19 protein-coding genes are annotated in these 26338 nt (G+C 61.6%); 11 read left to right on the top strand and 8 right to left on the bottom strand.

The annotated features are described in order from the left end of the window. Nucleotides 1–45: 45 nt before the first annotated feature. Together DCO57_RS22980 and DCO57_RS22975 are read right to left on the bottom strand one after the other, a co-directional pair. On the bottom strand, nucleotides 46–726 hold the full coding sequence (locus tag DCO57_RS22980; RefSeq protein ID WP_244288005.1) for a LytTR family DNA-binding domain-containing protein: 681 nt from the start codon (nucleotides 724–726) through the stop codon (nucleotides 46–48). Nucleotides 727–770: 44 nt separating this feature from the next. Then, on the bottom strand, nucleotides 771–1907 hold the full coding sequence (locus DCO57_RS22975) for a histidine kinase (RefSeq protein ID WP_116701249.1): 1137 nt from the start codon (nucleotides 1905–1907) through the stop codon (nucleotides 771–773). Nucleotides 1908–2145: 238 nt separating this feature from the next. On the opposite strand from DCO57_RS22975, the gene DCO57_RS24115 reads away from it, so the two are divergent. Further along, a complete protein-coding gene (locus DCO57_RS24115) occupies nucleotides 2146–8889 on the top strand; it encodes an autotransporter outer membrane beta-barrel domain-containing protein (RefSeq protein WP_116701248.1) in 6744 nt (2247 codons plus the stop codon). Nucleotides 8890–8956: 67 nt separating this feature from the next. On the opposite strand, the gene DCO57_RS22965 is transcribed toward DCO57_RS24115, so the two are convergent. Then, a complete protein-coding gene (locus DCO57_RS22965) occupies nucleotides 8957–10210 on the bottom strand; it encodes a Zn-dependent hydrolase (protein ID WP_116701247.1) in 1254 nt (417 codons plus the stop codon). Nucleotides 10211–10356: 146 nt separating this feature from the next. Between DCO57_RS22965 and DCO57_RS22960 the strand changes: the two genes are divergently transcribed. From DCO57_RS22960 to DCO57_RS22930, 7 genes are all read left to right on the top strand, one after another. After that, the gene (locus tag DCO57_RS22960; RefSeq protein WP_116701246.1) at nucleotides 10357–11916 is read left to right on the top strand and encodes an ABC transporter substrate-binding protein; all 1560 of its coding nucleotides are present in this window, start codon (nucleotides 10357–10359) and stop codon (nucleotides 11914–11916) included. Between the two features lie 145 nt (nucleotides 11917–12061). After that, the gene (locus DCO57_RS22955) at nucleotides 12062–13006 is read left to right on the top strand and encodes an ABC transporter permease (RefSeq protein WP_116701245.1); all 945 of its coding nucleotides are present in this window, start codon (nucleotides 12062–12064) and stop codon (nucleotides 13004–13006) included. After that, nucleotides 13006–14943: a dipeptide/oligopeptide/nickel ABC transporter permease/ATP-binding protein gene (locus DCO57_RS22950; protein ID WP_116701244.1), complete on the top strand. Its 1938-nt coding sequence runs from the start codon at nucleotides 13006–13008 to the stop codon at nucleotides 14941–14943. The genes DCO57_RS22955 and DCO57_RS22950 overlap by 1 nt, the downstream gene beginning before the upstream one ends. Further along, entirely contained in the window at nucleotides 14940–15950 is a 1011-nt protein-coding gene (locus tag DCO57_RS22945) for an oligopeptide/dipeptide ABC transporter ATP-binding protein (RefSeq protein ID WP_116701243.1), read from the top strand. The genes DCO57_RS22950 and DCO57_RS22945 overlap by 4 nt, the downstream gene beginning before the upstream one ends. Nucleotides 15951–16087: 137 nt before the next feature. Beyond that, entirely contained in the window at nucleotides 16088–16885 is a 798-nt protein-coding gene (locus tag DCO57_RS22940) for an FCD domain-containing protein (RefSeq protein ID WP_116701242.1), read from the top strand. Nucleotides 16886–17211: 326 nt separating this feature from the next. After that, the gene (locus DCO57_RS22935; protein WP_133192752.1) at nucleotides 17212–19182 is read left to right on the top strand and encodes a hypothetical protein; all 1971 of its coding nucleotides are present in this window, start codon (nucleotides 17212–17214) and stop codon (nucleotides 19180–19182) included. A gap of 53 nt (nucleotides 19183–19235) precedes the next feature. Then, on the top strand, nucleotides 19236–20333 hold the full coding sequence (locus DCO57_RS22930) for a transporter substrate-binding domain-containing protein (RefSeq protein WP_165814829.1): 1098 nt from the start codon (nucleotides 19236–19238) through the stop codon (nucleotides 20331–20333). Between the two features lie 41 nt (nucleotides 20334–20374). Here the strand turns inward: DCO57_RS22930 and DCO57_RS22925 are convergent, their stop codons facing one another. From DCO57_RS22925 to DCO57_RS22915, 3 genes are all read right to left on the bottom strand, one after another. Beyond that, on the bottom strand, nucleotides 20375–21286 hold the full coding sequence (locus tag DCO57_RS22925) for an SMP-30/gluconolactonase/LRE family protein (RefSeq protein ID WP_116701263.1): 912 nt from the start codon (nucleotides 21284–21286) through the stop codon (nucleotides 20375–20377). Nucleotides 21287–21441: 155 nt separating this feature from the next. Beyond that, nucleotides 21442–21759, bottom strand: coding sequence for a hypothetical protein (locus tag DCO57_RS22920; RefSeq protein ID WP_116701239.1), 318 nt, complete (start codon nucleotides 21757–21759; stop codon nucleotides 21442–21444). Nucleotides 21760–21959: 200 nt separating this feature from the next. After that, nucleotides 21960–22694 (bottom strand): S24 family peptidase, encoded by a 735-nt coding sequence (locus DCO57_RS22915; protein WP_116701238.1) that lies wholly within the window; start codon nucleotides 22692–22694, stop codon nucleotides 21960–21962. Nucleotides 22695–22965: 271 nt separating this feature from the next. On the opposite strand from DCO57_RS22915, the gene DCO57_RS22910 reads away from it, so the two are divergent. From DCO57_RS22910 to DCO57_RS22900, 3 genes are all read left to right on the top strand, one after another. Beyond that, entirely contained in the window at nucleotides 22966–23295 is a 330-nt protein-coding gene (locus DCO57_RS22910) for a hypothetical protein (RefSeq protein WP_116701237.1), read from the top strand. Next, nucleotides 23295–23705, top strand: a complete 411-nt coding sequence (locus DCO57_RS22905) for a hypothetical protein (RefSeq protein ID WP_116701236.1) — start codon at nucleotides 23295–23297, stop codon at nucleotides 23703–23705. The genes DCO57_RS22910 and DCO57_RS22905 overlap by 1 nt, the downstream gene beginning before the upstream one ends. Before the next feature lie 108 nt (nucleotides 23706–23813). Further along, the gene (locus tag DCO57_RS22900) at nucleotides 23814–24173 is read left to right on the top strand and encodes a DUF6362 family protein (protein ID WP_133192751.1); all 360 of its coding nucleotides are present in this window, start codon (nucleotides 23814–23816) and stop codon (nucleotides 24171–24173) included. Nucleotides 24174–24239: 66 nt separating this feature from the next. Here DCO57_RS22900 and DCO57_RS22895 read toward each other — a convergent pair whose 3' ends face one another. Then, nucleotides 24240–25532 (bottom strand): amidase family protein, encoded by a 1293-nt coding sequence (locus DCO57_RS22895; protein ID WP_116701234.1) that lies wholly within the window; start codon nucleotides 25530–25532, stop codon nucleotides 24240–24242. Nucleotides 25533–25673: 141 nt separating this feature from the next. Beyond that, nucleotides 25674–26327, bottom strand: coding sequence for a DUF2848 domain-containing protein (locus tag DCO57_RS22890; RefSeq protein ID WP_116701233.1), 654 nt, complete (start codon nucleotides 26325–26327; stop codon nucleotides 25674–25676). Between the last annotated feature and the right edge of the window lie 11 nt (nucleotides 26328–26338).

The raw sequence follows: 26338 nt of genomic DNA, 5'->3' as shown, positions 1-26338 counted from the left end.
CCTGTCCGACCGCTCTCACAGGCGCTTCGGCCGGGCGTGCGGGGATCAGATCCTGAGGAGTTCCCGCAGACGCCTCGTGCCCGCGCGGCCGAGGGTGACGGTTTCGCTGCAGGAGACGAAATGCAGCCTGCAGCTGCTAGTGGTTTCCCATTCCACCTTCTCGATGTGATCCATGTTGACGATCAGGGACCGGCTCAGGCGGTGGAAGGGCGGGCTGGGAAGCTCGGGTTCGAATTTTCGCAGCAGATTGCTGACCAGGTGGCTCTGGTGCGATTGCAGGAATATCCGCGTATAGTCTCCTTCGGCCTTCAGCAGGGTAATCGTCCGGGCCGCGACCATCATGGACGCCGACGTGGTCTTGACGAGGATCTTCGTGCCGGTACCGTTTGCCGGAGCGGCCCCGATCACGGTGGACTGCCCGTTCAGGGTGCTCATTTTGTCACGGAGCCGTTCGATTGCGGTTTCGAGACGCAGCGGGGCAACGGGTTTTACCAGAAAGTCGATCGCTGCGATGTCGAATGCATTGATCGCATAATTGTCGTGCGCACTGACGATTATGACCACGGTCCGGGGTGGCAGGCTGCGGGCCAGTTCGAAGCCTGTCTCGCCGGTCAGTTCCGCATCCAGAAAGATCGCGTCCGGATCAAGCTGGTCAATCAGGCTGCGGGCTGCCGCGATGTTGCCGGCCTCGGCAACGATCTCCACGTCATCATACCGACTAAGCATTCGCCTCAAGCCGCGTCGTGCCGACGGCTCATCGTCGACGAGGATCACACGGTGCATGCAGAACCTTTCAGGATGATCTGGGCGACAACGATCCCCTGAGCTTCGCGGATCGAGAGGTCGTTTGCCTTCGGGAAATGGATGTTCAGGCGCCGTTTTATGTTGGTCAGTCCGGATGCCTGGCGCTCGTCGTCGGGGGGGATCAGCATACCGGGATTCGAGACCCTAATCCTTACGTCACCGGCATTCATTCTCTCAACGTCAACTTTCACGTGGATGCTGTCCGTGTCGTGCTTGAGCCCGTGCTTTACTGCATTTTCCACGAGGCCCTGCAGGATCATGTGCGGCACCAGAAAGTCTCTGGCAGCCGGGTCGACATTGACCGTACAGGTCAGCCTGTCCTCGAAGCGGACTTCCTGAATGTGGAGATAGGCGTGCATTGCCTCGATTTCCTCTGCCAGCGGATACAGGTCGCGGCTTTGCTGGTTGAGGCAATAGCGAAGATAGCCCGCGATCTTGCGCACCATTTCAAGGGCGATATCGGGTCTTTCATGAATTTCGGCAGTGACGGAGTTCAGGGCGTTGAACAGGAAGTGCGGCGCGAGCTGGAGCCGCAACTGCTCCAGCTCCGAGCGCATGGCCTCCGTCTGGGCCTTGCTGCGCCGCAGGCGTTCCAGCCCAGCCTCGTGGTCCGCTCGCAAACAGAAATAGGCAAGGGCCCAGCCGAAGAGGGTCGACGTGTAGAAAATCGCCGGCATGACGGGACTGTTGAGGGTCTGAGCCAGCGGAAAAAAGTGGTCGCGCATCTGCCAGGCCAGCCAGGTCTGCAACATGCCGCCCGCAAGACACAGGCCCGCAACGGTCAAAATGACGGGTGCCGTGGTGATTTTCCGTACCCGGGACAGCAGGAAAACGTGCATCAACGCCGTGAGGACATAACCGATGCTGTCCAGCGCCAGGGTGAGTTTGAAAGCCGTTCCTGCGTCCGAAAAGGCCAGTGTCCTGGCCGAAAACCCGTAGAGTGCTATGAAGGCCCATCCGGCGGTGTGCAGTTTCCAGAATATCCAGTGCCCGGTCTGCCCGGTTGCGGCCGGCAGTTCAGTCGGTCGGGAGGTTTCCCGCCAATAGTCTTGTGTCCGCGCCTGTTCCGTTGCGTCGTCACCTGCCTCCTCTACGTCAACCATTTTCCAGCCGCTTGTTATTTTTCTCGATCCTGCAATAGCAGTGAGCTTTTCACAAATCACTTTCAGGATGCCGTTTCATCGAAAATTCTTACAGGTTCATCGATTCCTGCGTGAAACCCCGACCGTCTCCTGAAAGAAATATCGAGTCCCTCCGCCGGCTCCCATTGCAAACCGGCGTTTCCCTTCCTTCCAGTGTTCGAGGTTTGAAGGGGGGCAGGTTTTTATCAGGAGTGTTTTTATGAGCGGCAGCATTGCAAACGAGCATTTTTCAATCCGCAAGGATGCCACTTCTTCCGCTCTCCGGCTGCACAGGTCATTTCTGCTGACAACTGTTTCCCTGTCCTGCCTGCTCGGGGCCGCGCCGGTCTTTGCCGATGATGGCTGCGACACCTCGGGGGATCCCTGGACGTGCTCCTTCTCCTGGGGCGAGGACAATTCAAGCATTCATTTCGAGCAGAGCGGACAGTCATACGGTGCGGACGGTGTCGGGATGACCGTGAACAACTATTTCGATCAAGACCAGGATATCCCGACGAGCAGCGGATACAATCAGGCCTGGTATCTGCAAACGTCGGGAGCGCAGGGGCAGGATACGGGAACCGCCGGCAACGGCGGTGACGTCAGGATCTATAACGACAGCGCCATCAACTACCATGTCGGCAATACGTCCGGCCTTGCCGTTGGCATGAATGCCCGTTCTCTTGGGGGCGAGGGCGATCAGGACAACGGCGACAACGATTCAGATGGAGGAACCGGCGGCAACGGTGGTTCGCTCTATTTCACCAACGACGGGATCGCTGAATATGGGGTGGATGGAGGATCAGACGCCGGTTTCGTTATTTATCTTGGCGAGAGCTATGGCGGTATGGGGGGCAAGCAGAACGATTCCGTCCTGTCGGATCAACGGGGCGGTCAGGGTGGATCCGGCGGTGCAATCACGATTGTAAACAGTTCGGCCGGTTTTGATCTCGGCTTGAGCTCCAGCCGCTTCACGGGATTGGGCAGCGGAGGCGGTTTCATCGCGAAGTCTATCGGTGGAGAGGGGGGCTTCAACAACGGCAATGCGGGAGCCGGCGGAGCAGTGAGCATTACCGGAGATCTCGAAGGCAGAATTTACTGGGATGTGACCGTTGGCGGTGGAACGGGTCTTTTCGGATTGTCGGGGCTCAGCCAGGGCGGCGATGGCACCACATCCAGCGACAACAGCGACAATGGAGGCAACGGGGGCGACGGCGGGACGGTCACCATTTCGAACGGTGATGAGCTTGTTCTTGATGTCCTCGGCAATGTCGGTGAAATCAGTGCCGTCATGGCGGGCAAGAGCGCGGGCGGCAGCGGGGGGACCGGTCCTTCCGAGGATCACTATGGTGGCTCCGGCGGTTCGGCCGGTACCGTTTCCATGTCAGTTGGCAACGACGGAGCCGTTACTGCCTCTGGTGACTACGTCTATGGGATTCTCGGCCAGAGCATCGGCGGAGAAGGCGGTGACGGCGGCGATGGGGCCGCGCTGGCGGGAACCGGCGGCGGTGGCGGTTTTGGCGGCAATGCCGGCAATGTCACGATTTCCGTGGATCTTTGGGATGACTCCGTTTCAACCGATGGTGACTACGCGTCGGCGATCGTGGCCCATTCGGTCGGTGGCGGTGGCGGCACGGGTGGCGACTTCGTGAGTGTGCTCGGCGGTCAGGCGGGCAATGGCGGCAACGGTGGCGATGCGGGAAATGTACTTGTTTCCATCGATGCACAAGGCCTGACGACCGACGGCGATCATTCGTTCGGAATTGTCGCCCAATCGATTGCCGGCAGCGGCGGAACCGGAGGCATCGATACGTCGACCCTGGTGGGACTCGGGGGCGACGGCGCCGGTGGCGGATCCGTCGGGACCGTCACGGTCAACTCCAGCGCTCCGATTACCACGCAGGGGTTCAATGCACTGGGCATCATCGGCCAGTCCATCGGTGGCGGCGGTGGCGCCGCCGGATCGTCTACCGGTCTGGTGAGCGTGGGAGGGAACGCGCAGGGGAATTCCACATCCGACGGCGGTACGGTCGGCATCTCGAATACCGGCAATATCGCTACAAAAGGAGAATCCTCGATTGCGATCCTGGCGCAGTCCATCGGTGGTGGTGGCGGCTCCGGTGGAGATGTCGCGGGTATTGCCGGAGTCGGAGGACAGGGGGCGGCCGGCGGTGATGGTGGTATCGTCGCGATACCCAATATCGGCAAGATCAATACGTTTGAGGATTCATCCCCCGGTGCAGTGTTCCAGTCGATTGGCGGGGGCGGGGGGAACGGCGGCAGTACTCTGACCCTGTCGGCCATTGCGTCCATCGGGATCGGAGGCTCGGCTTCAGGCGGTGGTGATGGCGGCCTGCTGTGTATAGACAATTCGGCTGTTTGCGGAGCCAACAATTCTTCGGGAACGTTCGTTCCCTATCTTTCAAGCCTCGCCAATCCTGATGATGACGGCGATGCCAGGGTCACCACCATCGGCGATTTTGCCCCTGGCGTGGTCGCTCAGTCCGTCGGCGGTGGTGGCGGTAACGGCGGCAGTGACAAGAATTACAGCGCCTTGTCGTTTTTCGCTCTTCAGACGGGCGGTTCGGCCGGGGCCGGCGGTGCGGGTGGAACTATCCGGTTCGTTCAGAACGATTTCGCGGTAAACACATCCGGTGCGCAATCGCCGGGTCTGATCGCCCAGTCCATTGGCGGCGGCGGCGGCACGGGCGGAAGCGCCAGCTATTTCGATGCCACGATCGGCTTCAATGCCGCCTTCATCGTCGGCGGCAGTGGTGGCGCCGGTGGCAGCGGCGGTACGCTGAATCTCGATCTGACCGACGCCTATATCGCGACAGGCCTGGTCACCAAATCCACCACCCAGTCCGCTCCGAACAATTCGGTCGGTATCCTGGCCCAGTCCATCGGTGGCGGCGGGGGCTCCGGCGGGGCCGTTTCGGCAAGCGATTTCGTTGTTGCCGCACCGACGGGAACCGGTGTGCCGGTCGCCTTCAATTATCAGGCGGCCGTCGGCGGAAACGGTGCGAATGCGGGCAATGGCGGCAGCGTGAGCGTATCCTTCGACGACGACTCCGGACTGACGACGATCGGCGATGCGGCACATGGCATCGTCGCGCAGTCGATTGGCGGTGGCGGCGGCAACGGCGGAGACGCTTCGGTACTTTCCACCACGCTGGGCGACAAGGATACCGTCGAGGTAACCGCAGGTGTCGCCTTCGGCGGCGGTGCCGGCAACATCATGAGCGATTTCAATGCCGGCTATAGCTATACAACTTCGGGCGGTGGTGCCGGCGGCAGTGTTTCCGTCACGCTGGGAACCTACGGGGAAGACACAAATGCCACCGGCACAGGTGCGACCCGATTGAGCTCATTGGCGCCTGAAGGGACCATGCTGACGTTCGGCGATGGCGCGCATGGCGTGCTCGCCCAGTCCATCGGCGGCGGCGGCGGCAACGGGGGCGTGGGCAACAGCAACGCCTATGCGCAAGGCGGCGTGGCGTCTCTGAAGGCTGATATTTCACTTGGCGGTCAAGGTGGTTCGGGCGGTAACGGCAACTCCGTCACGGTGCATAATTTTGCCGGTTACACGGTGCAGACCCAGGGATCGGGCGCGAAGGGCATCGTCGCGCAATCGATTGGCGGCGGCGGCGGAAACTCGCAGGGAGGGACGCTCTATCTTGCGGCGAGTACTGGTGGGTTCACGGGGACGCTGAATGTCGGCGTCGGCGCGACCGGCGGAAGTGGCGGCAAGGGAGGGGTCGTCTATGTGGAGGAATACGGTGTTACCGAAACATTCGGCGGTGACGCGGACGGGATCGTGCTTCAGTCCATCGGCGGCGGCGGCGGCATCGGCGGTTCGCTCGGCAGCGATGCGTCGTCTCACAAGATCCTCGACCTGATCGGCAATACGGAAGACAAGATATCGCGTCTTACCGACGAGGGCAGCTCCTACCAGTTGACGGTCGAAGTCGGCGGAAAGGGCGGCAGTGGCGGCGACGGCGGCACGGTGAAGTATTACCAGGCAGGCCGCGTGGCAACCTATGGTGATTGGGCAGATGGTGTCGTGCTTCAGTCCATTGGCGGCGGCGGTGGACAGGGGGGCTCATCTGTCGCGACCGGCGGTGATGTGACTGCGAATATCGAAGTCAGCGTCGGGGGAACCGGTGGTTCCGGAGGTGCAGGTGGCGATGCGGCGATCTGGGTATCCGGAGAGAGCGGCAATCTCATTGAGACTCATGGCTATGGTGCCGCCGGTCTCCTGATGCAGTCGATCGGCGGCGGTGGCGGCCAGGGGGGCGATGGTTCCGACAGCCAGACCGGAACCATGGCAATCGGTGGTGACGGGGGCGGCGGTGGCGGTGCCGGCAACGACGGCGGGTCGGTCTACACCTACAATGACAGCGACATCTTCATAAACACCTATGGTTCCGATGCCGCAGGGCTGATCGCTCAGGCCATCGGTGGCGGTGGCGGCACCGGAGGTGTTGGCAGCAGCGTGGAGGCAACCCGGGCAGACGGCCATGAACTGAGTGTATCCGTTGGTGGCTCGGGCGGGACGGCAGGCGATGGCGGCACGATCAACCTCCAGGCTGCCACCAGCATTGTCACGCTGGGCAATCGCTCCCACGGCGTTGTGCTGCAATCCATCGGCGGCGGCGGCGGGTTGGGGGTGACCGGCTCCGTGGGAGGCGATCTGGATCTGTCCATCGGAGGGATGGGCGGCGCGGCTGGGAACGGCAATACCGTCACCTACGACCTCACCGGCGGCACCGGCATCGCCACCAGCGGTATTGGTGCCCACGGCATTATCGCCCAGTCGATCGGCGGGGGCGGCGGACTGGGCGGCGATGCGACCGGCGGGGTGATCAATATATTGACTTCGGGCGAAAACGCCTCCGGCGGCGCGAGCGGCAATGGCGACACGATCACGCTCGACATTGGTGCTCCCATTGCCGTAACCGGTCAGGATGCGATCGGCGTGGTTGCGCAATCCATCGGCGGGGGCGGCGGCCTGGGCGGTGGGGCAACCGGTGCCTTCGCCGGGGTTACCTCCTCCGACGGGGCAGGAACCGGTGGCGACATTGCCATAACGATAACGGATTCCGTCTCGTCCACCGGCACGCGCGGCCTGGGTGTCTTTGCCCAGAGCCAGGGACCGGACGGCAATGACCAGGTCAGCATCACGGTCAACTCCGGAGGACAGGTCATCGGGGGGTACAGCGATTCGTCCTCGGCTATCATGGTGGCCGGCGGGAGCAACAACAGTGTTGTCCTGAATGACGACGCGGTTGTCGAGTCCGGCTCCTATGTGACCGGCAACAACTATGAAGACAACTACGCCGTTCAATATTCGGGCAGCGGAACGACCGCGGACGGGGCCATCCTCAATGTGACAGTCAATGACGAGGCCTCACTTTACGGAGATGTCCTGCTGGAAAACGCCGATGGCAATACGGCGGGTACGGTTACGAACAATTCGCCCAACACCCTTGCCGGCGGCTATTTCTACGGAGCGCATATCGTCAACAATGGCCGTTTCGTGCTGAACCGGGCTCATGACACCGGAACGACGGTTCTGACGGGCAACTTCGTGCAATCGGACGCAGGCAAACTTGTCGCCGACATCGACCTCAACAACTCCGAATCGGATCTTTTTGAAATCCGCGGAGACGCCAGCCTTGACGGCACGCTCGGCGTCGATGCGATCAGTCTGCTGCCGGGCCGCCGGACACGGTTCCTGACCGTTGACGGCGCCCTTAGCGGTTCGCTGACGCCGCAGGAATCGCTGGTATTCGACTATGCGATCAACACGGTCGGGACGGATCACTATCTTTCTGTCGATGCCGCGGACTTCACCCCGCTGGACAAGACGCAGATGAGCGAAGACCAGATACGACTGGCGCAGAACCTGCAGTCCATCTGGAACCTGGGCGGCAACAACGCCTTCGGTTCGCTCTTCGGGGCAATTGCCAATGAAGTCGATAATGCGGGCCGCAATTACGGCAGCACGCTCGACGAGTTGCGGCCGAGGGCGGCGCTTGCTCCGGCGGTCGAGCAGGCCTTCGAAATGCTCGCCTTCGGCAACAGTCTCATGAGCTGCCCGGTTTTCGAAACCGACAATGCCTTCCTCTCCGAGGGAAGCTGTGGCTGGGCGCGCCTTACGGCGGGCACGGGGCATCGGCAGGCGACGGGGATGGCGCCGAGCTACAACGCGGATGCGGTCACCTACACGATGGGCGCCCAGAAGGAAATCGCGCCCGGCTGGTTCGTCGGCACGGCCGCTGCCTTCCAGCAGAGCTGGATTTCCCAATCCTCCAACTCGGTCTCGGGCGAGGGAATGGGTGGCTTTGCCGGCGTGAGCCTCAAACATGAGATCGGCGACTGGACGCTATCCGGGGCCGTGTCGGGCAGTTACGCGCAATACGACATGGACCGACGGATTTCGATCACCAACGTTGCCGAAACCGTTTCAAGCTCGCCGAATGTCTATAACGGCGCCATTCGCGCCAGAATCGCGCGTACCTTCGCGGCGACCAGCTTCTATGCGAAGCCGTTTGTCGATCTCGATGCGATCTATTCGCGTGTCGGGGAGTACAAGGAGTCTGGTATCTACGGTCTGGAATTCGATGAAACGGATCAATGGAACTTCGCTGTCACGCCATCGCTGGAATTGGGAAGCCGGTACAATTACGACAGCGGAACAAGCCTGAGATTCTTCGGACGGGTCGGGCTGACCGTTCTTTCCAACAACGACTGGCAAACGAGGGCGCAATTCGTATCCGCCCCGTCGGGCGCGGGCAAGTTCACGACCACGCTGGATCATGAAGATGTGTTCGCATCTATCGGAGCGGGGCTTCAGCTCACGTCGGTCGACGGGTTCGATCTTCGCCTCGAATATGACGGACGCTTTTCCGACAAACTGGCGACGAACAGCGGGTCGCTTCGGGTGAGCATTCCCTTCTGAGCGTCCATGCGGTGCGCAGCGAAGACCGGGAAGCCGCGAGGTGGGGGACTCCACCCTCGCGGCTTCTTCAACCGGGTTTGGCGCGGCACAGTTCGATCAGGGCCTGAAGCATCAGGTTGGCGCCTTTTTCGATGTCCTGCCAGTCGCTGTGTTCTTCCGGCGCGTGGCTGATGCCGCCGCGGCTGGGGACGAAGATCAGGCCGGACGGGCAGAAGGCCTGCATGGTCTGGGCATCATGTCCGGCGCCGGAGGGCATGCGCCTTGCGGGCAGCCCGTGCCGTTCAGAGAGGACTTCGAGGAGATCGGCGACATCGGGGTCGAGCAGGACAGGGGAGAGCCAGCTGCGTTCCTTTGCCTTCATGGTGAGCCTGTGCCTTTTCGCACTGGCTTCGGCAGTGAGGGTCATATTTTCGCGCAAGGTCCGCATGACTTCTTCCGAGGTGTCGCGAATGATCACCGAAAAGACGGCCCGGCCGGGGATGGTGTGGGGCTGGTTGGGGGTAAGGGAGACATGGCCGATGGTGATCCGGCTCTGATCCGTGCCATGGGCCTCGATCAGCTGCGGGATCGAATGCGCCAGCTCCGCAAGGCCGGCAAAGGCATCGGCGCGCAGGTGCATGGGCGTGGTGCCGGAATGGTTGGCGGTGCCGGTGAAATCCAGTTCGAGATAACAGACGCCTGATACACGGTCGGCGATGCCGATGGGCACCTGTTCCTGTTCAAGGATCGGTCCCTGCTCGATATGGAGTTCCAGAAAGGCGGCGATCGACCCGGGACGGCGAGCGGCAGCCAGAATGGTGCCGGCGTCAAGGTCATGGGCCTTGAGGACTTCGCTCAGGCGATTGCCTTCTGCGTCCACGGCCGCGGCTATCCACTCCGGCGTTACCTGCCCCGTGATTGCCTGGGAACCGAGCATGCCGCCGAACCGGCCCTCTTCCTCGGATGTCGCCGCGACTTCAACGGCGGTGTTCGGCACGATGCCGGCGTCCTTCATGGCGAGCACACATTCCAGGGCAACGCAGGCCCCGAGGGCTCCGTCAAAGGCCCCGCCGTTGACGACCGTGTCGAGATGAGAGCCGGCCATGATGCAGGGACCGTCCCCGGGACCGAAGCGGCCGAAGACGTTGAGCGCGCCATCGGTCCACACGGTCAAGCCTTCCTCGCGCATTCTGGCCGCGAACCAGGACCGGCACCGGGTATCGTCCCGAGAGAAGCCCGGCCGGTTGAAACCGCCCGTCCGAGGGTCGGGGCCGAAGCGGTTGACCCCTTCCAGAAGCGATTTCAGCCGCTTCAGATCGACACGCAGGTGAGGCGTTGGCATCCGGATTTCTCCCTATGAATCAGCATTCAAGCTCTTTTTTGTTCCGGAGGGAAATCCCGCCAGCGGTAATTAGTATTAAATAATTATTGCAGCTTCGCAATTAATCATGATTAATTAGGCGATAGAACATAACGAGGGGAATGGTCATGAAAAAAATCCTAGCCGCGGCATTTGCTTCGGCCTTTCTCGCCTTCGCACCCCAGGCGCAGGCGCAAACACCACCGAATGTGCTGGTCGTCGGCCAGATCGCGGAGCCGAAGTCGCTCGACCCGCATGCGGTCACGGCCGTCAACGACTTCCGCATTCTGGTGAACCTTTACGACGGGCTTGTTCGCTACAAGGACGGCACGCTGGAAGTCGAACCGTCTCTCGCCGAAAGCTGGACGATCTCCGACGACGGCAAGACCTATACGTTCAAACTGCGCGAGGGCGTCACCTTCCATGACGGTTCGCCGTTCAACGCCGAAGCGGTGAAATTCAACTTCGACCGCATGCTGAAAGAGGATCATCCCTTTCACGACACCGGTCCCTTCCCGCTGTCCTTCTTCTTCTCCACGGTCGAGGACGTGACTGCGGACGACGAGACGACGGTGACCTTCAAGCTCAGCGCGCCTTACGCGCCGTTCCTGTCCAATCTTGCCTATCCGACGGGCCTTATGGTCTCGCCTGAGGCGGTCAGGACGCACGGCAAGGACTTCGGCCGCAATCCGTCCGGTACGGGTGCCTACAAGTTCGCCGAGTGGGATGCGAATGCGAAGATGGTCGCGGTCCGGAACGAGGACTACTGGGATGGTGCGCCGGAGCTGGAAGCGCTGATCTTCCGGCCGATCACCGACGCCAACACGCGGATTGCGGAAATGCTGTCCGGCGGACTGGATGTCATGGTCGAGGTGCCGCCCGACAGCCTGCAGCAGTTCAAGACGGATGAAAGCTTCACCGTGCTGGAACAGGCCGGCCCCCACGTCTGGTTCCTGATCCTCAATGCCAAGGAAGCTCCCTTCAACAGCAAGGCCGCCCGCCAGGCTGCCAATTACGCCATCAACAAGAAGGCGCTGGTGGAAAACATCCTGCAGGGCACGGCAGAGGTTGCGGCCGGTCCGACACCTCCGGCTTTCGCCTGGGCCTACAACGAGGGCCTGGAGCCTTATCCGTATGATCCGGACAAGGCCAGGGCGCTTCTGAAGGAAGCCGGTTACAATGGTGAGGAAATCACCTTCTATGTCACCGAAGGCGGTTCCGGGATGCTCGATCCGATTGCCATGGGCACGGCCATTCAGGCCGATCTTCAGGCGGTCGGCATGAACGTCAAGATCGAGACCTACGAGTGGAACACCTTCCTGGGCAAGGTGAACCCGGGCCTGGAAGGCAAGGCCGCCATGGCGGAAATGGCGTGGATGACCAACGATCCGGACACGCTGCCGTTCCTGGCGCTGCGCACCGAGGCGATGCCCGACAAAGGCGGGTTCAACTCCGGCTACTACTCCAACGCCAAGGTGGACGCGCTTCTGGAAAAGGCCCGTCAGGTCACCGACCAGAGGGAACGTGCCGCGCTCTACAAGGAGATGCAGGAGATCGTGCAGGAAGACGCTCCCTGGGTCTTCGTCGCCAACTGGAAGCAGAATGCCGTCACCAAGGCGTCTGTCGAAGGCTTCAAGCTGCAGCCGTCCTTCTTCCTGATGCTCCAGGACGTCAGGAAGCCTCAGTAGGCTGAACACACGGTCCCGGCGAACCGAAGGGTTCGCCGGGATTTTCGCTTCCGATGCCGGGCATTGTTCCGCGGTTCAGACCGAACACCCGGATTGTCATGTCCGGGGGCAAGCGGGGGCGCACGCGCGCAAGAGGGAGAGAACGTTGGCCGCTTATATCGCCAGGCGTCTGCTGGCTGCCATACCGGTGCTGTTCGGGCTGACCATCATCGTCTTCCTGATCATGGCGATGATCCCGGGCGATCCGGCAACCGCCATTCTGGGGTCCTATGCGACGCCCGAGAATGTCGCCAGACTCAACAGGGAGCTCGGTCTCGACAAGACCCTGTTCGAGCAATATGTCATCTGGATCGGCAATCTCTTCCAGGGCGACCTCGGCCGTTCCTATACGCTCAACCGGCCGGTGCTGGACGAGGTGCTGGAACGCTTCTCCGCAACACTCATCCTCGCCGGAACGTCGCTTGTCCTGTGTTCGGTCTTCGGCCTGCTCGCCGGAATTGTCTCGGCCGTTCGTCAATACGGCTGGGCCGACAAGATCATCACGCTGCTGGTGCTGGTCGGCATTTCGACACCGTCCTTCTGGCTCGGCCTGATCCTGATCCTCATCTTCGCGGTCAACCTGCGGCTGTTTCCCGCCTCCGGCATGTATGCGATCTATGGCGGCAGTGATCTGCCCGATCTCATCCATCACCTGACGCTGCCCGCGCTGACCCTTTCGGTGGTGGCCACCGGCGTGATCGCGCGGCTGACCCGCACCGCCATGCTGGAAGTGCTGCGCCAGGACTATATCCGCACGGCCCGGGCCAAGGGGCTTTCCGAGCGCAAGGTGATCTACAAGCATGCCTTCAAGTCCGCCCTTGTCGGCGTGGTGCCGGTGATCGGCATCCAGGCGGGTTTCGTGATCGGCGGGGCGGTCTATATCGAGACGGTCTTCCAGTGGCCGGGCATCGGCTCGATGCTGGTGACCGCCATTTCCACCCGCGATCTGCTGCTGGTGCAGGGTGGCGTGCTGGTTGTCGCCGCGGCCTATGTGCTCTTCAATCTGTTTGCCGATGTGGTGCAGACCCTGCTTGACCCGAGGCTGCGCTGATGACGGACACGACACAAACGGTGGAAATGAAACCGAAGCGGACGTCCGCCCGGCCCGGGACGCTGGCTCTTCTTCTGAACAACTCGCTGGCGACGGGCGGACTGATCGTCCTCGTGGCGATCTGCCTGATCGCGCTTGCGGCTCCGCTGCTGCCGCTTGCCGATCCGGATGTGACGGCACCGGTCGACCGGTTGCAGCCGGTCTTCAGCGACGGTCATCTTCTGGGTACCGATCATCTGGGCCGGGATCTCCTTTCCCGGCTGATCTGGGGGACGCGGGTTTCGCTGGCGGTGGGGCTTTCGGCGACCGTCATCGCGGCCTTCTTCGGATCCCTGCTGGGGCTGGTTGCCGGCTATGCGGGCGGGCGGGTCGATACGCTGATCATGCGCGGCATCGACATGGTCATGGCCTTTCCCTATATCCTGCTGGCGCTGGCGATTGTCGCCGTGCTCGGACCGGGGCTGCTCAATGCGCTTTACGCAATCGCCCTGGTGAACATCCCGTTCTTTGCCCGCAACATCCGCGGCATCACGCTGGGCCTGTCGCGCCGGGAATTCGTCGATGCGGCCCGGCTGTCGGGCAAGTCGCCCGCGCAGATCCTGTTCCTCGAGATCCTGCCCAATGTCCTGCCGGTCATCGTGATCACCATGTCGACCACGGTCGGCTGGATGATCCTGGAAACGGCCGGCCTGTCCTTCCTGGGACTGGGCGCCCAGCCGCCGCAGGCCGATCTCGGCTCGATGCTCGGGGAGGGGCGGAAGATCCTGTTCACGGCGCCGCATGTTTCGGTCATTCCCGGCCTGATGATCTTCGCGCTGGTGATGAGCATCAATCTGTTCGGAGACGGGGTGCGCGACGTTCTCGACCCGCGTCTGCGTGCCGGATCCCTGACCCGGCCGGTGGCCCGCACGGCGGTGGAACGCGGCGATGCACCCGTTCCGCCTCCTTCCGGAAAGGGCGGCGTGCTGGATGTCAGGGACATGCGGACGGAGTTCGAGATCGGCGGCTCGGTCTACAAGGCGGTCGGCGGTGTCGATCTCACCCTCGCGGCGGGCGAGTGTCTGGGGATCGTCGGAGAGTCCGGATCGGGCAAGTCGGTCACGGCCATGTCGATCATGGGGCTGGTTCCCACGCCTCCGGGAAGGATCGCCGGCGGGGCGGCCTATCTCGACGGCGAGGACCTGTTCGCTGTCAGCGACAGGCGTATCCGCAAGCTGCGCGGCAGCGCGGTCGCCTATGTGTTTCAGGACCCTCTCTCGACCCTGCATCCCCTGTTCACCGTCGGGGATCAGCTCAGGGAGGCGATCGGCACCCATCAGCCGCTGTCGGCGGCCGAAGTGAAGGCGAGAGCCATCGAACTGCTGTCGCTGGTGCGCATTCCCAATGCGAAGGAACGCCTGTCGGCCTATCCGCACGAGCTGTCCGGCGGCATGCGGCAGAGGGTGTGTATTGCCATGGCGCTAGCCAATGATGCCAAGGTGCTGATTGCCGACGAACCGACCACTGCGCTGGATGTCACCGTGCAATCGCAGATCCTGACACTGATGAACGGCCTGCGCCGGGACCGAAATGCGGCGATCCTGTTCATCACCCATGATTTCGGTGTCGTGTCGGCGATTTGTGACCGGGTGGCGGTGATGTATGCCGGACGGATCGTGGAGACCGGCCGGACGAACGAGGTGCTGGCCAGTCCGCAACATCCCTATACGGCAAAGCTGATCGAATGCGTTCCCGTGCTGGGCGAGCCGGAACGGCGACTGGATGCGATCGAGGGCCGCCCGCCCGTGGTCAACAACCTGCCCGACGGCTGCGCCTTCGCCGACCGCTGCGGGCGGGTGAGACCCGAGTGCCGGTCCGGCGAGATCGCGCTGGTCATATCGCGCGAAGACCGCGGCGTGCGCTGCCTTTATCCGCTGAATACCGAGGGGGCCGCATGAACGAATTGCATGCAGGAAAGTCCGGAGGGGATACCTTGCTGGACATCGAGAATGTCGAACGGATTTTCGGCGGCGGGCGAAAGCTGTTCGGTGGCAAGATGCCGGCGGTTCATGCGGTGCAGGGTCTGACACTGAATGTGCGCCGGGGTGAGACCCTTGGCGTGGTCGGTGAATCCGGTTGCGGCAAGTCCACGCTGGCGCGGCTGGTCGTCGGCCTGGATCTGCCGACGGCCGGAACGATCACCTTTGACGGGGAGGATCTGACCGCCCTTGCCAGACGGAACCGCAACGCGCTTGCCCGCAAGGTTCAATATGTGTTTCAGGACCCGGTCGCCTCGCTCAATCCGCGCAAGACGATCCGTACCATCCTGGAAGCGCCGCTGAAGCATCTGACCGATCTCGATGCTAGGGGACGCGAACGGCGTCTCGAGGAGCTGCTGGAGGCGGTCAACCTGGCGCCGGAATTCCTGGAGCGCTATCCGCACGAATTTTCCGGCGGTCAGGCGCAGCGGATCGGCATCGCCCGCGCGCTGGCGGCCGGGCCGGAGCTGATCGTGCTGGACGAACCGGTCTCGGCCCTGGATGTTTCCGTGCAGGCGCAGGTGCTCAACCTGCTGGATGCCCTGAAAGAGAAATTCGGGCTGACCTATATCTTCATCAGCCACGACCTGTCGGTGGTCGAAAGCGTGAGCAACCGGGTGGCGGTCATGTATTTCGGACGCATGGCCGAACTCGGGCCGGCGAAGGAGATTTTCAAGCATCCGCTGCACCCCTATACCGATCTGCTGATGCGCTCCGCACCGGCTCCGGGCCGGCACGATCTTCTGTCCGAGGATGCGGCGGCAGAACTGCCGGATCCCTACAACCCGCCTCCGGGCTGTGCCTTCGCGGCAAGGTGCCCGCGCAAATCCGATCTTTGCCTGAGCGCGCGACCGGCACCTGATGCTGCGCGGGGACAGGACGAGAACCACTTCGCGGCTTGCCATCATCCGCTGCCGCGGGCATAGGCATTCCGAAGAGCCCGGCGTTCAATCGGACGCCGGGTGCGCAAACACTTTTCGAGGATGGATCAACGCGGGGACGCGCAGTCGATGACGATTGAACGTCCGTTGATCCGGCAGAGGGCTTAGCTGACTATCCGGCCATGAGAATTCCAGAAGGTGCCACCGACCCGAAAACCAGGAAACGTCTGCGGCGGACCGATATCGCCGCCCAGCAGATCCGCGAGCAGATCGTCGAAGCCGGCTTGCAGCCGGGAGACCGGGTGCCGCATGAATGGCTGTTGCCGGAAGCCGTCAAGGTTTCGCGCGGGACCTTGCGCGAGGCGCTGAAGGTGCTGGAATACCAGGGACTGATCTCGACCAAGAGCGGGCCGGGCGGAGGGGTCTTCGTGGCGTCTGTGGAGCCGGGGGAAGCCATCCGGCTGCTGGACAATCTTTTCCTGTTCGATCAGCCGTCGATCACCGACATCTATACGCTGCGCAAGCAGCTGGAACCGGAGCTGGCCGCCTGCGTGGCGGGCAATCTGACGGAACCGGCCTTCCAGTCGCTGCAGACATGTATCCGCCTTTACGAAGACGAGCCGAAAACGGCGGAGGAGGAATACGCGCAGCGACTGGCGGAGCTCGATTTCCACGAGGAGCTTGCCCGCCATTGCTCCAATCCGATCCTGGCCTTCACCTGTTCGTTCCTGCTCAGCCTGCTGCGCGACATGACCGTGTGCCGGTCGATCTACAAGGAACCGAATCCGGCGCTGCGCGAAACCGGCCTGCACTACCAGGTCCGCCTTCTGCGGGCGATCAAGGCGGGGGACGCGGAGCTCAGCCGGATGATCATGCGCGGCCACATGATCGAGGCGGAGAAATACATGCTGGAACGGGCGGCGATGCGCACGCGAGGAGGGCAGAAGAAGGCATCGGGGGAATTGAGCGGCAATCGGTAGTCCGGCAGGAAAACCCGGGTTCACCCTTTTTTTCTGAACTGGCAATTTGCTCATCATTCTTCCGGTGAGACATGCATGACTTTGAAAAAAGCCGGGGAGGTTCCGGCAAATCCGAATGCCGCTCCGATACGGAAAACTTGAGTTTTTTGACGAATTGTAGTACCTACTAAGGGTTGCCATAATTGGCGGAGTATTATTATGAGAGTTTTGTTTCTTATTTTCGTTCTTACAGGTTTTTTTCCGACTGCTATTTCCGCACAAACTGCGTGTAACCCGGCTGTGCAGCAATGCCGTTAGGATTTTGACCTAACTTGTGAAAATTAGTCATGACGAACCTATTGGCACTGGTCTTCGGGGCGGTGATCGTCCTCCTTTTTTCTTTTGAACGTTTTAACCGGACGACAGATGAAGCCGGACAGAAGCTTCAGCGCCTGGTCGATCTGTTATCACCGGACAAGTTGCGTTCAAGGCGCGTGGTCCTGAACGCCTATGGTTTTTATGCGGCAACCTTCCTGCTCATCTACGTCTTTCTTTGTGCTTATGCCGAACTGATACCGGCGCTGGGTGGACCGGACCTGGCTGTTGGCGCGAGCAAACTTCCAGTTCCGGCGGGCGGTGAAGTGGCCGGTCCAACCACAGGCTTCACGCCGGTTTCCTCCGCACAGGGATCTGGCGGTGCTGACGGGCAGCAGGCGCAATCGTCCGCGTCGGCCTCTGCCCAAAACGCAGGAGGCTACGATATTGGCATCGATGCAAAGATTTCCATGGCCGTTGCATTGATGATCATCGGATTGGCGCCGGCATTTCCGGTGCTGCAGCGTTTTGAAACCTGGATGCGGGCTTCCGCGCACCGGCTGGCGGGAATTCCCACGCGCGTTCTGAGCATTCGGGACGATCTGCGCGCGGAAATCCTGACCCTGCCCAACGATGCTCCCGATGGCCAGGCGCCCAAAGACAGTCTTCTCGTGTCCCGAACCGACTGGCGCCGCATCTATCATTACAGTGTCAAGACGAAGGGTCTGCTCGACGCACCGGAGGACTTCCACAACGATATAGCGCTGATTTTTGCAATTTCTGCCTGGATTCTGAAAGGAAAACTGAAACTGAACAATCCTCACGAGCGGGAGCGGTTTCACGAGCTTGAAGAGGCGTTGACCAGACGAAGAAATGAACTTGTCCATGCTCTCGACGAGAAGACAGATTTTTTCGCCAGCCGGAAAGATCATCTAACGATGGCTGACCAGGAGGAGGCATCGGCGGATGATGTAAATCTCAACGAAGGCCGATCGACAAGCTGGGAGAGACTTTCCGTCGAAGTGGATGAACTTGCGGATGATTTCTGCATTCTGCTTGCGTTATACGCCGAACACGAAATCATTGTCATTGAGCAAACTGACGGCCATCGCGGCCCGACGGAGAGTCCGGTCACCTTGCAGAGGGAACTTGCAAGAAAAAAGCTGGAAGGTTTTCTCAAGGACCATCTGGGCGATCAGACCGGTCCCGCGCGTTCGCGTTCCTTCGGGATGATCATCGGTCTGTGGACCTTCGGCATCGTCATGTCCATTGCGTTGCTCTGGAGCTTGTTCCCGGGCCGTTATGAGAGCCATCTTCAGCGCGGTGCCGAAGTGGGAATGTTCTGGCGTGTTCTCACCTATACCTTCACGAACTTCCTCGCCTTTTGCATTCCCATCACCGTGGCGCTTGCCATACGCGATGGCGGGAGGCAACTGCACCGCTGGCGCAACATGCGCCTGGCGCTCGGCAACTGGACGGTGCTTCTGCCGCAAGCCATTTTCGTGCTCGCGATGTCCTGGGCGCTGGGCACTGTGTGTATCCTCGCGGCGGCCCTTTGGGAATCGGGGGCCGGCCGGGGTTGGAATGCCAATGCGTACGATGTCTGGGCCACATTGCGGTTTTCGCTTGCCTATAACGGCCCCATCCCCCTTCGTGGCGCTCTGCTCGCCCTCATCATTATCCTGCTTCTCGATGCCTGGCGTGTGCCTCGTACGATGAAGGCCTGGCGGCCCACCCACATGACGAGCTTTGGCTGGGCCATGTGCACAGCGGTCTTCATGGGGTTCGTCGGGGGATTGACGCGCTACATGTCTTCCTGGGCAGGGGCTGTTCAAGCGGCTGTCCCCAGAGAAAGCCTGGATGAGATCGATCGCGGGCTAATTGCCTACGCGGCTATCTTTTCGGCCATCATCGGCTTCTGCGTCATCTTTGCCGTTTCCGAAGTGCTGCTTTATCAGCGCCGCATTCCAGGATCGGTGAATTCCAAGGCCTTGAAGGTGTAGTCATGCGTGGACGCGATCCGATTTGTCTTCTGTTCCTTTCCTTGCAATTGCTGATGGTCAGCGGGGACCGGACCTTTGCAGGACCGGAAGAGACCGTCCGGATAGCTGCCCGAGACGATGCCCGGCCATTTATCTGGAAAGACGCCGAGACCGGGCATTATCTCGGCTTTTTCTGGGACATCTGCACCGAGGCGGTTCAAAGAGCCGGCTTCCGGTTTGAAAGCGTATCAATCGACGCGGCAGAGCGCAGCGCGTTTTTGAGCGCCGGGAAGGAAGATATCGATCTGCTCTGCGACCCGACGACCATAACGCTGCTAAGGATGCGCAATTTCACCCGGGCTGGAGGTGGAGAGGCTTCGCATCTGGCCTTTTCGCCGATCATCTTTGTGGCAAACGGAACGCATGCGGTTCAAAGGTTCGGTCAGAAGGGCTGGGGTTGGGGAAAGATTCCCGAAAACATTCAGGAAGGCGAAGACTACTGTCGCGTGCTGAAGCAACGCCCCCTCAGCGACGCGGAGCAGATTGAGCTGCCGGAAGACGACGACAACGCCAAGCCGGATAAACCCTGGATTACGTTTTTCCCGCCGAAAAACGACGCGGGCGAGAACAGCACATTCGAGTTCCACGGCTATGTTGAGGGAACGACGATTGGCAACAAAGTCGAACTGGAGGCGCGGCTTCGCTCAAGCAGCCACAAGACCGGGCCGGTGATTTGCACCAGTCCGATGAGTTCGCATCATGAGGCTGCCAAAGCCTTTTGCGAAGGTCGTGTGTCCCGATATTATGGCGATGCCGACATCGTCAGGGCGTCCATTTCGGCCTATCGGGCCAAGCCCGGTGTTTCCTGTCTGAACAGCTATACGATTGCCCCCGGAGGAACATATGAGCCTTACGCCTTTGTCGCCTCGTCACGCAGCATTCCCGAATTCCCGGAGCTCCTGACATTCTCCCTATACAGCATGTTCTCGGACGGAACGATGGAACGGCTGTACAAGGGCCACTTTCCCGAAACGCAAAAATCGCAACATCTCAATACGTTGTTCGGTGTGAACGCCATACCCAAAGGCAGTGCCGAGTCCGGGGACACCGTAGGAACTCCGAAGACCGATGCATCTTCCATACCGGGGATTCCGAAGGATGTTTCACAATAGCGGAAGAGCCGTCCTGTAGCACTATGAGGCGTCCGGATCTCTCAGGGCCTCGCGCCCCGCGCCCTGACGTAAACCGACTGGACCGATGTCGTCGCGCAGATGAAGAGGCGGTTGCGTTTCGGGCCGCCGAAACAGAGGTTGGCGACGGTCTCGTCGATCAGGATCTTGCCGAGCAGAGTGCCATCCGGGGCGAAACAGTGGACGCCGTCGCCGGCGGAGGACCAGATGTTGCCGTTCGTGTCGACGCGAAAGCCGTCGAAGACCCCGGTGTCACAGAAGACGAGATCCTCGCCCGCGCCGAGAGACATGCCGCCGGATTCCACCAGGTAGCGGCGAATCCTGGGGGCATGGTCGGGGAAATGGGATCTGCCTGTATCGGAGACATAGAGATATGCCTCGTCCGGGGAGAAGGCGAGGCCGTTGGGCTGTTTCATGTCATCGATGACGCGGGTGATGTTTCCGTCCGCGTCGATCCGGTAGACATGCCGCCCATCCTGCTCCATCGGCGCAGCATCGCCCTCATAATCGCTGTCGATGCCATAGGAGGGGTCCGTGAACCAGATCGAGCCGTCGGATTTCACGACGACGTCGTTCGGGGAATTGAGGCGCTTGCCGTCGAAGCTGCCGGCCAGGATCGTCCGGGAACCGTCGATCTCATAGCGGCTGACGCAGCGGCCCCGATGCTCGCAGGAGATCAGGCGTCCGCGTCCGTCGACGCAGTGACCGTTGTGATTGCGGCAGGGCTGTTCAAAGGTGGCGACGGCGCCGTTCATTTCGTCCCAGCGCATGAGCCGGTCATTGGGAATGTCCGACCAGACGAGATAACGGCCGGCGGCGAAATAGGCGGGGCCTTCCGTCCAGCGTCCGCCGGTCCAGAGCGTATCGAGACCGGCGTTGGTGTGGATCAGTCCGGAAAAACGGTCGTCGAGAATTTCGTAGTGCGTGCCGGTCATGATGTCTCCCTTGTGAAGTGATGCGCTGGTCGCATTCGTGGACGGCAGCATAGCGATGATCACGCTCCCGTAAATGTTCCGGTGCGCGGCCTGGGGGCGCGCGGGGCGTGTCTGTTTGCCGGACCAGGGGGGCTATTCGGGATGCTTGGGGAAAATCAGGCGGCGACCCGGACCCGGACGCCTGCGAGCCTGCCGTCGAGGCGCTCGGTACTGTAATCCGACCAGTCTTCGCCCCCGCTCTCGTCGTCCGTTTCCGGGAAGGCGGCGGCCATGACGGTGCGGGTGATGTCGTTGCACCAGCCTTCGGCCGGATTGCTCTCCAGAACAGCCTGGACGTTTTCAAGCTGGCCGCTGCGGATATCGCCAACAATCCGGTGAAAGGACATGTCCGCCAGTTCGGTTTCGGGCAGATAGAGAGTGCCGTCCAGCTCGCAAATCACCCAGAAGACCGGCCTGTCCAAGTTCAAAGGCATCGCAACACTCTCCCTTCAACAGCAATCGATTTATACGCAATTTACGTATATGTCAATAAATGTACGTAAATTCGTACGCGGTTGGCGAGCGGTGAGGTTCACGATCCGCCCGAAGAAAGGGGTGTTTCCGACTGGAGCGCAGCAAAGCGGGAGCCGGGGGCTGGCTTGCGCCTGCGGCAGGACTGTGTGGCAAGGCGGGGCTAGACGATCTGGCGGATGACGGTCAGGATCTTGGCGATGATCCGCACTTCCGTGGCTTCTTCGTCAAGTTCGTTGAAGATGATCGGCTCCTGAAAACGCGGATCGTCGGATTCCGGACGCAATTCAATTCCGTTTTCGTGGCGAATGATGCGCTTTGCAGTGCGTTCGATCGTCTGCCCGCCGTCCCTTGAGCGCTCCACGACAGCCAGATCGCCGGAGCGGATGTCGATTCCGGCTGCGAGATAGTCGAGGCAAAGGACAAGGTCGCCGTCCCGGGCGATCCGATTCAGGCTTTCTCCGTTGATCTGCAACAGATATTGGCATTCGCTCGGGTAGCGCAGGTCTCCGGCCATGGTGGCCTTTCGAGTGGCGTCCGTCTCGAACAATCCGGCCTCCATCCACAACCCGGCGGCAACCTGTCCCTTGATCTCGAGGGGTCTTGCGGCCCTGGACGGGGCATGGGTGGCTTCCAGGTCGGTAATGGACTCCGGTGCCAACGCCAGAATTTCCTCGCGGGTCACCGGCTGCTCTCCCTTGCCGGTGAGGACCGGCAGCAGCTTGGCGACGAAATCGGCCGGCAGCGCGGGGCGGGAATAGTCCGGACTGAAATAACGCTGGATGGACGATGCGTTCTGGTACCCCATCGCGCGGGCGATGGCGCGGATGGACAATCCGCTGCGGTTCTTCAGGTCCGCAAGCTGCCTGGAGACGGCCGATTGGGTGCTCTCTTCCATGATCGTATCTGCCGTGCCGTTTGAGGTGCGTACGTGGTAGCAGTAGAAAACGTATGAATTCCACGTTGACAACTATACGCATAATGCGTACGAATTTGCAAGCAATGAGTTTGATGAATGGAAGACATGATGGAAATTGTGATGTGTTCCGACGGTCCGGTTCATCTCCGGGCGAGGGGCATGGTGTCATGCAGACGGAGTGCGAATGGAAGAACGATGCAGTTGTGCCGCAAGGAGGCCGACGGCAGGGGCGGGGCAGAGGAGAGCCTTTATGATTGACCTCAAGGACGAGATCGAGACCGCGCGGGAGAAAGTCGCCTATTGCCGGATCCGGGCGGAGCGGCCGAGCGCACGCCTGGAAGACGAATTCGCGCTGGAGAAGGCGCGCAACCGGTTGCTGACCCTGGAGCTCCGGCTTCTGAAACTGGGAGAAGGGTCACGGGGAGAAACCGGTCGGAAAGTGCCCGAAGGCAGGACAAAAAGAACAAAACAGGAACGAAAAATCCTGACTGCCCGGGAAAGGGCGGAAGCCGCCTTCGGTTCCCTGCAGCGGGTGCCGGACAGCCGACCCGTTGCCTGCGCAACGAAAGGCCGTGACTGATGGCGTCCGGTGGGCATGTCGACAGGATTGCCGCCGAATACGGGGTGCAATTCATCAATCACACCCGGCGGGTGGAGGGGCGTCACCAGTCCAAGGCCCGTCGTACCTGCCAGACCCTGCTGAAAAAGCACGGACCGGAGCATTTGCGCCTGGTCTTCGGTCTGATCAACACGGCGCAGAACCGCGGCAACTGGTCGGCGCCCTGTCTGACGGCGGTGTCCTGGCTGGTGAAAAGCAAGCCGGAGTGGATCGACCGCAGAGGATTTCTCGATCTTTTCGACCAGCTCGATCTGGAAGAGCTCCTCAGGCGCGCCAAATACATCAACCCCTCCGCGCCGACGCTGACCCTGTCGGTCCTGCTTTCCTATGAGCTGGACCGGCTGATGGCGGCAGAGGCCCAAGCGGCATGACCGCAGAGGGGATGTGAGAAAACAACATGCCGTCGCCTGAGACTTCCGGCGGCGGCACCTCAGTCGAAACCGAATTTTGCCAAAACATGAATTCGCAGGAGCTGTCAGGTGAAAGCTGAAACCCCTGAAGACATCATGGCCCGTCTGACGGAGGCCGTCGAAGTGATTGCCGCCACGGGAAAGGGAGACGGGCCGCGCGGAATCCTGGCAGCCTGGCCGGGGTGCAAGGGCAGGATCGCCAGGCGCCGCCGCTTCTTTTCGCCCGCGCAGGTGAGCCGGGCAGAGGAAGCGCTGGGCTGGTTCTTTCTGATCGAGGATGCGGATGCCCGCAGGGCGCTGCAGTTCGAGGTCATGTGCAAGGCCGGTGGAGGAAAGTTCTCCGCCCTGTGCCGGAAATACGGCTGGAAACGTTCGACAGTGACCAGCCGGAACCGGGTGGTTCTGAAGAAGCTGGCGGAGAGGCTGTGAAAGCCCCGGTCCGCCAATGATTGCTACCGGCACCAGGAAACCCTGCGTCTGGTGCCGAAGCTCTCCTCAATCGGTGCCGTTCATCCCTGCGAGGGCCGCTTCAACGGCCTTGCCGCAGGCCAGCAGGGCGTCGTCCCGCCCGCCTGCGGCGACGAGCATGGCGCTCAGGACCTTGTCCGTGTGGCGGTAGGGCAGGGCGAGGCTGCAGGCGTCGGCAACATTCGCCAGGGAGGGGTTGCGCAGGGCCAGGAGGTTCATGCGGTTGAAGGTCTCGTCGTCTTCAAGATCGGCAATCTTCGGGGGCAGGATGGGGGTGGTCGGCAGCAGGAGCATGTCGTTGCCCAGCTCCTCGCGGAAGGCCGCGATGAACGCTGCGCGGCGGTTCAGGGTCCGGCGGTAATCGATCGCGGTGATTTCATCGGCCCGTGCCATGCGGGCGCGTACGCGCGGATCGAATTGTTCTGGAGTGTCGCGGAAGTACTCCTCGTAATGGGCGCGCGATTCCACCGATGTCATGTGCCACGGGGGGACATCACCATAGAGCCTCATCGAGGCCAGATCCTTGCTGATCACCTCGAAGCCCTTGTCCTGCAGCATCCGAACGACAGCCTCGAAGCCATCAGAGACCTGCGGGTCGATCTCGTCGAAACCGAAATTGCGCGCGATCACCAGACGGGCGGGAGCGGGCGATGACGGGCGGGCGGGCCGGCCGGCCATTACCTGCCACGCGAGCTCGCAGATCCCGACGGTTCTGGCCATCGGCCCGAAGCTGTCGAGACTGTCCGACAGGGGCTTGCCGCCTGTCAGCGGCACGGAGGCCTGGCTGGGCTTGAAGCCGGTGATGCCGGTGAAGGCCGCGGGGATGCGCAGCGAACCGCCGGTGTCGCTGCCGATCGCGATGTCGCAAAGACCGAGGGCGACCGAGACCGCGCCGCCACTGGTGGATCCGCCGGGCGCGCAGCCGGGATAGACCGGATTTTGCGGCGTGCCGTAATGGGGGTTGAGACCCAGCCCGGAGTAGGCGAATTCGGACATGTTGGTCAGTCCGACGAAAACGCCGCCGGCCGCATCGAGACGAGCGATCGCGGGAGCATGGGCCCTGGCCGGAGGTTCGTTGCACAGGACTCTGGTGGCGGATGTCGTGACTTCGCCTGCGACATCGAACAGCGCCTTGACGCTGATCAGGGCGCCGGCCAGAGGAGACCCCCCGCTTGCCGCCGCCTTGGCCTGGGCGCGGGCGGGAGCCTCGAGCAGCTTGAGGAAAACGGCCTTGGAGCCCGGGTCGCCTGAGATCGTCTGCAGGGTCGTTTCCAGGCGGCTTTCAGCGGTGTCCGGGGACCAGGGAAACGAAGTGCTCATGAACAAGAATCCTAGAAAAATTCACACCAACAGAGATGACCCGGAATTGCCGCTGCCATCAACCCCTTTCGGCCGGGACCGGAAGGGCATCGCCAGGCCGGAGCGAAGGGAATTGTCTGTCTTCGCTCCCGCCGGTGGCGATCACGAAACGATCTCGAGAACGGTGCTGCTGTAGGTCCACTCGATCGACTGTCCGGACTTCGGGTCTTCCAGCTTCATCCTGAAGTCGGTGGAAGGCCGCACGCCGCCGATGGCCGGAAGGGTGCCGCACAGCATGGCGGTGCCATCGCGAAGGTCGGCTCCGGCGATCAGTTCCTGAAGCGGCAGGATCGATGCCAGGGTGCCGTCCTGATAGGCGACCCAGTCACCGCCTTCGCGAATCCAGGATTGCAGTTTGAGGCTGTCGAGATGATCGGCGACCTCCTCGAAGGGCCAGAGCGTGTCGGCAACGGGCTTGGCGCAGGCCTGTTTGGAACAGGCAACCGAATAGGTCTCCAGTGCCCGGTCCGTATGGTCCGAGGCAAGCCCCAGCCAGATCCTGCCGTCCTGCTTGAGCAGGAACGGTTCCGCCTCGCCGGAGGACTGGTCGCCCAGGACCTGGATGGAGGCGTCCTGCGTCAGTAGTGCGGGCGCGCACTGGTAATAGAGCGGGACAGAGGAGGGAGCCGGGACACCGATGGCTGCGAGCTCTTCGATATGGTGGTTGACCGCGGACCGGTCCCGGCCGGTCCAGCCGGCCACGATGAGCCGGTCCGGAGTGCAGGAGAGCACTCCTGTCGCCGTTTTGAATTGCATGGGAATTCTCT

Origin of the sequence: Labrenzia sp. 011 (assembly GCF_003075075.1) — a bacterium.
In the GTDB taxonomy this organism is placed as follows: Bacteria; Pseudomonadota; Alphaproteobacteria; order Rhizobiales; family Stappiaceae; genus Roseibium.
Note: the sequence above shows the minus strand (reverse complement) of the source record. Positions and strands in the feature narration are given on the sequence as shown.

Excerpts from the sequence above, each read along its gene's own strand:
- DCO57_RS22980 (WP_244288005.1), bottom strand. The coding sequence starts at position 726 with ATGCTTAGTCGGTATGATGACGTGGAGATCGTTGCCGAGGCCGGCAAC.
- DCO57_RS22975 (WP_116701249.1), bottom strand. The coding sequence starts at position 1,907 with ATGGTTGACGTAGAGGAGGCAGGTGACGACGCAACGGAACAGGCGCGG.
- DCO57_RS24115 (WP_116701248.1), top strand. The coding sequence starts at position 2,146 with ATGAGCGGCAGCATTGCAAACGAGCATTTTTCAATCCGCAAGGATGCC.
- DCO57_RS22965 (WP_116701247.1), bottom strand. The coding sequence starts at position 10,210 with ATGCCAACGCCTCACCTGCGTGTCGATCTGAAGCGGCTGAAATCGCTT.
- DCO57_RS22960 (WP_116701246.1), top strand. The coding sequence starts at position 10,357 with ATGAAAAAAATCCTAGCCGCGGCATTTGCTTCGGCCTTTCTCGCCTTC.
- DCO57_RS22950 (WP_116701244.1), top strand. The coding sequence starts at position 13,006 with ATGACGGACACGACACAAACGGTGGAAATGAAACCGAAGCGGACGTCC.
- DCO57_RS22945 (WP_116701243.1), top strand. The coding sequence starts at position 14,940 with ATGAACGAATTGCATGCAGGAAAGTCCGGAGGGGATACCTTGCTGGAC.
- DCO57_RS22940 (WP_116701242.1), top strand. The coding sequence starts at position 16,088 with ATGAGAATTCCAGAAGGTGCCACCGACCCGAAAACCAGGAAACGTCTG.
- DCO57_RS22935 (WP_133192752.1), top strand. The coding sequence starts at position 17,212 with ATGACGAACCTATTGGCACTGGTCTTCGGGGCGGTGATCGTCCTCCTT.
- DCO57_RS22930 (WP_165814829.1), top strand. The coding sequence starts at position 19,236 with ATGGTCAGCGGGGACCGGACCTTTGCAGGACCGGAAGAGACCGTCCGG.
- DCO57_RS22925 (WP_116701263.1), bottom strand. The coding sequence starts at position 21,286 with ATGACCGGCACGCACTACGAAATTCTCGACGACCGTTTTTCCGGACTG.
- DCO57_RS22920 (WP_116701239.1), bottom strand. The coding sequence starts at position 21,759 with ATGCCTTTGAACTTGGACAGGCCGGTCTTCTGGGTGATTTGCGAGCTG.
- DCO57_RS22915 (WP_116701238.1), bottom strand. The coding sequence starts at position 22,694 with ATGGAAGAGAGCACCCAATCGGCCGTCTCCAGGCAGCTTGCGGACCTG.
- DCO57_RS22910 (WP_116701237.1), top strand. The coding sequence starts at position 22,966 with ATGATTGACCTCAAGGACGAGATCGAGACCGCGCGGGAGAAAGTCGCC.
- DCO57_RS22905 (WP_116701236.1), top strand. The coding sequence starts at position 23,295 with ATGGCGTCCGGTGGGCATGTCGACAGGATTGCCGCCGAATACGGGGTG.
- DCO57_RS22895 (WP_116701234.1), bottom strand. The coding sequence starts at position 25,532 with ATGAGCACTTCGTTTCCCTGGTCCCCGGACACCGCTGAAAGCCGCCTG.
- DCO57_RS22890 (WP_116701233.1), bottom strand. The coding sequence starts at position 26,327 with ATGCAATTCAAAACGGCGACAGGAGTGCTCTCCTGCACTCCGGACCGG.